Here is a 7517-nt window from a genome sequence, read left to right as displayed (position 1 = left end):
CGCTCGACCGACGTGCAGCGCAGCGCGCACGTCGGGTCGACTGGCGCCAACGCATGGTGTCCGGGTGGGCCGGATTCCGCGGGGCGGTGTCGCTGGCTGCGGCCATTGCGGTTCCGCTGAGCACCCGCGCTGGCGCGCCCTTCCCGGATCGCAACCTGATCATCTTCGTGGTGTCGTTCGTGATCCTGACGACCGTGATCGTTCAGGGCAGCACCCTGCCCAGCGTCGTGAGCTGGGCCAAGATTCCCGAAGACGGGGCCCACGGCGACGAATTACGCCTTGCCCGTTGCGCCGGCGCGCAGGCGGCGCTGGACGCGCTCCCACTGGTTGCCGCCGAACTCGGCGTCGGCGACGTGTTGCAGGACCGTCTGCACGCGGAGTACCAGAAGCACGCGGACTTGGTCCGGGCCAGCGACGACGGCTCGACCCGCGACGATGCCGAGGCCGTCAGCGACTTGATCCGGCAGGTGCGCCTCGGCGTGCTCGAACACAAACGCCGTGCGATCATCGGACTCCGCAACGAGCGCCGCATCGACGACATCGTCCTTCTGGAACTGCAGGCGTCAATGGACCTCGAAGAGGCCCGGCTGCTGGGGGCCGCCGGCCCGGATTAACCGAATCCGCTACCGCGAAGCGATCTTCGCGACAATCTGATTGGCGATGTCGACGGCGGAGCCGGCCGGGTTGGCGCTGCAGGTGTTGACGTCGACGACGACGTTGTTCTTGGCCGCGAGCGCCCGGCCGCAGGCCCACCCGCCGGCCTTTGCTTCCTGCTGCGTCGAAATCGTGCTCAGCACGTCGTTGTCGTCCGATATCGGCCCGACATCCCACTGTGTCCGGGACTGTGTGTGGAGGTAGTGGTGACAGGCCGGCCACCGAAGCGCCGAAGCGACGAGAAATACGTGTGCCTGCTTGACGGTCGGGAACAGCACCACCGCCTGCTCGGCGTAGTGGGTGAAGTTGTCTCCGTCGTTGAGCTCCTCATCGCGGACCCCGGTGAATCCACTGTTGGCGTAGACCACAGCCTGCGCCGAGCCGTCGATGGCCAGGCACTCCGGCGGCTTCATCGTGGCGCTGTCGTCAGACATCGCGGCGTGCCGACGGACCACCGCCATCCCGGTCGCCCCGATCAGCGGGTTGATCTGGGCCGGAGTCAGCAATAACGACTCGAGTTCACGTAAGACCACCGGTCGTGGGATCAGCGAGGTGATGGTCGTCGTCGACGTCTGATCGGCCGGTTTGCTTGCGCCACATCCTGCGACGAGGACTCCGACACCGGCCACGACAGCTGTGGCCACGCAATGGCGCATCGTCCCAGTCCCCATCCAGTCGTCGTTCCGACCTGCGTTGCGGTGACGCCCCCCGGCGTTGCCGGCCAGAAACCGCGGGAGAAACTTTACCCGCGCAGCGCGCCCAGATGATCGCGGACGACGGAGCGGCTGGGCCGCGTCGCTGCCGCTGAGCGATCGCCCGGCGCGACAGGACGTTTGCGAAATGCCGGTGTGGCGGCGCGCGATCTTCGGTGTTCACCGCGAGTTCAACGAGAAGTCGGTGTTAGATCGTTGACCGCACACGAGCGCCGGTTGTGCTGGGTGCATGCGAGTCGTCCAGGTGGCCAACTTCTACGGGCCGCGGTCCGGCGGGCTGCGTACGGCCGTCGATCGGCTGGGCGCGGAATACTGCGCCGCCGGCCACGAAGTTTTCCTGATCGTCCCGGGACAACACGCCGAACACGCGAATCTGCCGACCGGCGTCGAGCGAATCACGGTGCCCGCCAGGCTGATTCCATTCACCGGTGGATACCGCGCCGTCCTGCCCGGGCCGGTGCGCAACGTGCTGACGTCGTTACGACCCGACACTCTCGAAGTGTCCGACCGGCTCACGCTGCGCTCGCTGGGCCGTTGGGGCCGCGACCACAGCGCGACCACCGTGATGATCTCCCACGAGCGTCTCGACCGTCTTGCCGGCCAGCTACTTCCGCGCCGAACCGCACGCCGGTTTGCCGACTTCGCCAACCGCCGCACTGCCGCCGACTACGACACCGTGGTCTGCACAACCGGGTTTGCCCGCGAAGAATTCGATCGCATCGGCGCCACCAACACCGTCACCATTCCGTTGGGCGTGGACCTGGAGACCTTCCATCCGTCGCGCCGCTCCCTGCAGGTGCGTCGGCGCTGGGCGGAACCCGGTCAGATACTGCTGGTGCACTGCGGCCGATTGTCGATGGAGAAACGGGCCGATCGCAGCATTGACGCGGTGGCCGCTTTGCGCGACGCCGGGGTCGAGGCGCGACTGATCGTGGTCGGTGACGGACCGCTGCGGGCCAGGCTGCAGCGCCAGGCCGCCCGACTGCCGGTCGACTTCACCGGGTTCATCTCCGATCGACGCAGCGTCGCCGAACTGCTGGCCACCGCCGATGTCGCGCTCGCCCCCGGCCCGCACGAGACCTTCGGTCTGGCGGCGCTGGAGTCGTTGGCCTGCGGCACACCGGCCGTGGTGTCGCGCACGTCGGCGCTGGGCGAGATCGTCACCGCCGACAGCGGAGCGCTGGCCGACAACAACCCGGCGGCCATCGCGGCGGCGGTCACCACAATCGCGAGCCGCCCCGAAGAGCATCGCCGCACCTGTGCCCGGCAGCGCGCCGAGATGTTCACCTGGCAACGGGCCGCCATCGGCATGTTGAGCACGCTGGGGGCCGCCTCGCTGGACGACGGCCCCGGCGATAATCAGCACACCGCTTAGCGGCTAAGTGGAGTTGGCCGGACCGACCTGGCCGGTCAGCGGATTGACCTGGACGGTCATCGGGCCGCCGGGCGCCTGCCTCCCCTGAGCCGCCGCCGCGCGCTGCTGCGCGGCGGCGAGCGCGTTGATCACCGGGTTGTTCTTTGCCATTTCGCGCCGGTCCTCTTCGGACAGCTCGTAAAAGGACCACACACCCCACGCGGCGGGCCGCACGTAGATCGTCACCTTCTGGTGCCTGCGCTTGTTCGCAGTCAGGACCGCGGGAACGGCCACCACCCGGTCCAGGGTCGCGGAGCTGACCAGCTCCTGGGCGATCTTGTCCACGTCCACCCCGTCTTGAAGTTCGTAGACCATCGACTGATGAGGTGTGTGGTGTGGGCCCTGGAGGGCCATGAACCACGCCATCCGCGTCTCCTTCGCTCGTGAGTGTCAGCGCAACTGTAGAGGACACGCGGTAGCGGCAGGGTCGATTGGCTTTGTGCCTTCAGCTAATTGGTGTCCGGGAAGGCGACGTGGGCGGCTGGGGCGCCGCGGGCCACCACCACCGGCATCGACGTCGAGGAGTTGGTCGCCAGGATGGTCTGCACCACTTCGATCAGGTCTTCGACGGGCATCAACTTGCCGGGCAGGCAGCCTCCGGACACCCACAGCGGATAGGCCTTCATCGCGAGGTCGGGGTCCCAGCCGGCATTCATTCCGGTTGCCGCATCGCCCTCACCGCCGGCGCACTCACCGACGATGAGGGAAGTGAAGCCGACGTCGGGATGCTCGGCCCGCCAGGCTTGCACAAGTCGCTCCAGCGCGGCCTTGCTGACGCCGTAGGCGCCGAGCCCGGGCCACGGCGGCCCGAAGCTACCCGCATCCGAGGAGAGGTAGACCGCCTTCCCCGAGGAAGCGGTCAGGTGTGGGATCGCCGCCGCCGTCGCCAGCGAGGCGCCGATGACGTTGGTGTCGAAGATGCGCCGCCACGTGTCGGCGCCGGTATCGACCATCCTCACCAGCGGGCTGATCGCGGGCGTGTAGATGAGGCTGTCGATGCCGCCCATCGACTCGGCCGCCTGGTCGAACGCCGTCCGGCACGACTGCTCGTCGGTGACGTCGCATTCGATGGCGATCGCACCCGAGCCGGCTTCCTCGGCTGCCGCCTCGATCCGCGCGCGACGACGCGCCAGCAGCGCGATCTGACCGCCTCGTCGGGCAAGGCCCACACCAATACAACGCCCGAGCCCACTCGACGCTCCGACGACCACTGTCCGTGACATTTTCGCCCTTTCGTGTAACGGCGTCCGCTGCAGGCTCAGCGTAATCGCAGGAGTTGAGACCTTCCATACCGCGTCGACGTCGAAGGCCCCGAAACCGACCACCGCCGGTTCGTTGGCGTACTTGGCGGGTCCAGACCCGCCCCGTCGTCTCGGTCAGTACCGTTGAGCAAATGAGATATCTCGACGTCGACGGCATCGGAAAAGTCAGCCGGATCGGGCTGGGCACCTGGCAGTTCGGCTCCCGGGAATGGGGTTACGGCGACAGCTACGCCGCTGGGCCCGCACGCGACATTGTTCGCCGGGCACGCACATTGGGCGTCACGTTCTTCGACACCGCCGAGGTGTACGGGCTCGGCAGAAGCGAGCGGATCCTCGGCGAGGCGCTGGGCGACGAGCGCGATCAGGTCGCAGTGGCCAGCAAGATCTTTCCGGTCGCGCCGTTTCCAGCGGTGGTCAAACAGCGCGAGCGCGCCAGCGCACGTCGACTGCAGTTGGCCCGCATTCCGCTGTATCAGATCCACCAGCCCAATCCAGTGGTTCCCGACTCGGTGATCATGCCGGGTATGCGCGACCTGTTGGACAGCGGCGCGATCGGCGCCGCGGGCGTCTCGAACTATTCGCTGTCGCGGTGGAAGCAGGCCGACGCCGCACTCGGCCGACCGGTCATCAGCAACCAGGTGCACTTCTCCCTCGCGCACCCGCAAGCCCTCGCGGGGCTGGTGCCATTTGCCGAGCAGGAGAACCGCGTCGTCATCGCCTACAGCCCGCTGGCGCAGGGACTGCTCGGCGGCAAGTACGGCGTGGACAACCGGCCCGGTGGGGTGCGCGCGATCAACTCGCTGTTCGGCACCGAGAATCTGCGCCGGATCGAGCCGTTGCTGCAGACGCTGCGCGAGGTCGCCAAGAACGTCGACGCCAAGCCTGCGCAGGTGGCCCTGGCCTGGCTGATCAAGCTTCCGGGGGTGGTAGCCATTCCGGGCGCCTCCAGCGTCGAACAACTCGAATTCAACGTCGCCGCAGCGGAAATCGAATTGAACGACGAGGCGCACGCCGCGCTGACCGACGCCGCCCGAAACTTCCGGCCGGTGTCGGCCACGCGTTTCCTCGCCGACTCGCTCCGGGAACGGCTACACCTCGGCTAACTCAAGCTCACCAGGTGGTCAATCGAATCGATCGGCAATTCGCCATCCACGTAAGCGGTCACGGTCATGCCGGTCAAGGTGATTGCGCCGGCGTGGTTGTCCAGAAACGCGATGTCGGCGGCGTCACGGCCGGTGGCGATCCGCACCATCGACTGCCGCGGAGCCAGACACGTCGCATCGACCACCCGCCATTCACCTTCGACCAGCGCCTCGGCCACCGCATGGAAGTCCATCGGGTCGCAGCCGGGCGCGTACACCGCGACCAGTCGAGCCGGCACATTCACCGCCCGCAACAGCGCGACCACCAGATGGGCATAGTCGCGGCACACCCCGGCGCCCGCCAGCAGCGTGTCGGCGGCGCCGTCGATCGGATCACTGGACCCCGGAACGTAGTCCAATCGCGAACCGACCCAGGCGGCGACATTTTCGAGCAACGTCGCCGAGCCGCTGTACTGGCCGAATTCGGTGGCCGCGAAGCCGAAGAACTTGTCGGCCTCGGCGTAGCGACTCGGCCGAAGATAGGTGATCACGTCGATGTCGCGGACCGGCGCAGGGTTGGCCGCACCAGAGACCGTCGCCTGATAGACCAGGCTCACCACGCCCGTCCCGACATCGATCGAATGAATCCGGGTGTCGTGTGGGCCGAGGATCTCTCGGGGCTGAATTTGGTTGCCGTTGACCGTGATAACCAGCGACTCGCTGATGTCGAGTCCGGACTGGTGTGCGACGGCCACCTGGAATTCCAGCGTGGTGGGAGCGGTGACCTCGACGTCGATTTGCGCGCCGACTTCGCGGTTGGCGAGCGTCGTCACCGCCGCCTCGCGCCTGTCGTTGTCCTGCCGGGAGTACATTCCGATACCGCCCTTTCGTTGTCGCAACAAAATGCGCGTCGAGACAATGGGCTGCCGTCGACCGATGTCCCACGAAATGATTCGCATTACGCCATCGGCTGCGGACTCAACCAGGGCACAGACGTCGAGCCCTAAGTATAGAGCGAAAACGGCTCAGAGGATGTACAGCATCTCCTGGTAGGTGGGCAGCGGCCACAGATCGTCGGCCACAACAGCTTCCAGCGCGTCGGCAGCGGCGCGGATCGTGGTCATCGCGGGCAGCAGCTTTTCCTGCGCCTGTTTGGCCTCGGCGTACGCCGACTCCGCCGAATGGTCGGCCAACGCCATTTTCAACTCTGCCAACCCGGCTTCGAGCTCGGCTAGCCGTCCCGAAACCTCTTCCAGCGCAGTCATGCTCGGCGGCACCCCCGCCGCACGCAAGGCCAGCACGTTCTGGGCGAGCGTGGTCTGGTAACGAATCGCGGCCGGCAGGATGACCGTGGTCCCGATCTCGAGCGCCAGCTTGGCCTCGACCCCGACGGTCAGCGCGTACTGTTCCAAGCGGACTTCGTAGCGGCTGTGCAGTTCACGCTCGGTGAACACGCCGTACTTCTCGAACAACTCGATCGCTTCCGGCTTGATCAGCTCGGGAATGGCGTCCAGTGTTGTCTTGAGATTCGGCAAGCCGCGCTCAGCAGCCTCGATCTGCCAGTTCTCGGAGTTGCCGTCGCCGTTGAACACCACCGCGCCGTGCTCGGTGATGACGTCGGTGAGCAGTGTCTGCACGGTCGAGTCGAAGTCCTCACCGTCGGCGACGGCTTGCTCGAGGATCGTCGCCAGGTAGTCCAACGAGTCGGCCATGATCGAGTTCAGCACGATCATCGGCACCGCGACGGTCTGCCCCGAGCCCGGTGCCCGGAATTCGAACCGGTTGCCGGTGAAAGCGAACGGACTGGTTCGGTTGCGGTCGCCTGCATCGGTCGGCAGATGCGGCAGTGTGTCGACACCAATAATCATGGTGCCCTTACCTTTTGACGACGTGGCCGAGCCCTTGGCGATCTGCTCGAAAACGTCGGCGAGCTGATCACCGAGGAAGATCGAGATGATCGCCGGCGGCGCCTCGTTAGCGCCGAGGCGATGGTCGTTGGTCGCCGAGGCAACCGACACCCGCAGCAGTCCGCTGAACTTGTGCACGGCGCGGATCACCGCGGCGCAGAACACCAAGAACTGGGCGTTCTCGTGCGGGGTGTCACCGGGAACCAGCAGCGAACCCAGCTCGGCGTTGCCCATCGAGAAGTTGACGTGCTTGCCCGATCCATTGACCCCGGCGAACGGCTTTTCGTGAAACAGGCATTCCATGCCGTGCTTTTTGGCGATCGTCTTGAACACGGTCATCAGCAGTTGCTGATGGTCGGAGGCGATGTTGGCGCGTTCGAACATCGGCGCGATCTCGAACTGGCCGGGGGCCACCTCGTTGTGCCGGGTCTTGGCGGGGATGCCGAGTTTGAACAGCTCGCGCTCGGTGTCCATCATGAAGCCCA

At 66.4% G+C, this 7517-nt stretch carries 8 protein-coding genes; 3 read left to right on the top strand and 5 right to left on the bottom strand.

What is annotated here, in order from left to right:
* Positions 1-614 (top strand): cation:proton antiporter domain-containing protein (locus AC2VOG_RS17375; protein ID WP_486941094.1); only part of this gene is annotated, 614 nt, incomplete at its 5' end.
* 9 nt (positions 615-623) lie between these two features.
* Here the strand turns inward: AC2VOG_RS17375 and AC2VOG_RS17370 are convergent.
* Positions 624-1298, bottom strand: a complete 675-nt coding sequence (locus AC2VOG_RS17370) for a sensor domain-containing protein (protein ID WP_486941093.1) — start codon at positions 1296-1298, stop codon at positions 624-626.
* Between the two features lie 298 nt (positions 1299-1596).
* On the opposite strand from AC2VOG_RS17370, the gene AC2VOG_RS17365 reads away from it, so the two are divergent.
* Positions 1597-2742, top strand: coding sequence for a glycosyltransferase (locus AC2VOG_RS17365; RefSeq protein WP_486941092.1), 1146 nt, complete (start codon positions 1597-1599; stop codon positions 2740-2742).
* A gap of 3 nt (positions 2743-2745) precedes the next feature.
* Here the strand turns inward: AC2VOG_RS17365 and AC2VOG_RS17360 are convergent, their stop codons facing one another.
* Together AC2VOG_RS17360 and AC2VOG_RS17355 are read right to left on the bottom strand one after the other, a co-directional pair.
* Complete coding sequence (locus AC2VOG_RS17360) at positions 2746-3147, bottom strand: hypothetical protein (protein ID WP_486941091.1); 402 nt, start codon at positions 3145-3147, stop codon at positions 2746-2748.
* 83 nt (positions 3148-3230) lie between these two features.
* The gene (locus AC2VOG_RS17355; protein ID WP_486941095.1) at positions 3231-3992 is read right to left on the bottom strand and encodes an SDR family oxidoreductase; all 762 of its coding nucleotides are present in this window, start codon (positions 3990-3992) and stop codon (positions 3231-3233) included.
* 182 nt (positions 3993-4174) lie between these two features.
* Between AC2VOG_RS17355 and AC2VOG_RS17350 the strand changes: the two genes are divergently transcribed.
* On the top strand, positions 4175-5146 hold the full coding sequence (locus tag AC2VOG_RS17350) for an aldo/keto reductase (RefSeq protein WP_486941090.1): 972 nt from the start codon (positions 4175-4177) through the stop codon (positions 5144-5146).
* Here AC2VOG_RS17350 and AC2VOG_RS17345 read toward each other — a convergent pair.
* Complete coding sequence (locus AC2VOG_RS17345) at positions 5143-5997, bottom strand: transglutaminase-like domain-containing protein (RefSeq protein WP_486941089.1); 855 nt, start codon at positions 5995-5997, stop codon at positions 5143-5145. The genes AC2VOG_RS17350 and AC2VOG_RS17345 overlap by 4 nt on opposite strands.
* A 153-nt stretch (positions 5998-6150) precedes the next feature.
* A partial coding sequence (locus AC2VOG_RS17340; protein ID WP_486941088.1) for a glutamine synthetase III family protein occupies positions 6151-7517 on the bottom strand: 1367 nt, incomplete at its 5' end.

This window comes from Mycobacterium sp. TH-M11 (assembly GCF_057473725.1).
The sequence above is the reverse complement of the archived record's forward strand: the minus strand, read 5'-3'. Positions and strand labels throughout refer to the sequence as shown.